Annotated in this window: 1 protein-coding gene; it reads right to left on the minus strand. The window is 42.0% G+C overall.

Translation table 11 applies throughout. The features are described from left to right. Window positions 1-722, minus strand: a 722-nt coding sequence (locus tag KTJ10_RS17950) for a filamentous hemagglutinin N-terminal domain-containing protein (RefSeq protein ID WP_262442553.1), incomplete at both ends; no start/stop codon positions are given.

A 722-nucleotide genomic window follows, 5' to 3' on the forward strand; every position in this document is an offset into this window, starting at 1 on the left:
ACCTGAATATCATTTTTGGCACGTAGTTCAGCACTAAGTTCTAATGCACGCGCATAGAGGTCTACATAATTTGCATCGTTATTATTTCCGCCTAGTCCAAATTTAGAATTAGGGTTTGCTGAGACCGTAATTTTTCCTTGGTCAACCGTAAACTGCTTGATACTGCCATCAGCATTTAACTGAGGTTTACCTGTGGTGAAAATTGCCTTGTTGGCATTAATAAAGCCACCACCTTTAATACTAATACCAGACGGGTTGGCAATAATTACATCTGCCATTTGTCCTGCAACTTCCAAGTTCCCTTCAAAGCGTGAAGCGGCTGATGAATTTACTTCATTTAAAATAACTCGTGCTTCACCTGTAGCTAAAAACGGGTTGGCTGCAACGTTTCCTACTGTTTGTGTCGTAGCCCCTTGGCGGCTGTTATTGAGTACTGCACCTTCAGCCAGTACATCAAACTGTTTATAAATATTATGAGATATCCCATTTTTCGGAGTTTGAATATTAACGACAGGAACGACTGTACCAGCTGAGTTCTTACCAGCTCCAATCACAGCTCTATTCGCAGCATTTGCGGCACTATCCGCTACAATACCCGCATAGACAGGTGCTAAAGGCATCCATAAGCTTATACTGGCAACCAACGCTTTCACTTGCCAGAGTTGATGAAATGCCTGAGATTCAGTGTTATCAATATTGTTCTGGGTACTTGCTTCACTTTG

Source organism: Acinetobacter sp. WU_MDCI_Abxc222 (assembly GCF_025514755.1).
Classification (GTDB): Bacteria; Pseudomonadota; Gammaproteobacteria; order Pseudomonadales; family Moraxellaceae; genus Acinetobacter; species Acinetobacter geminorum.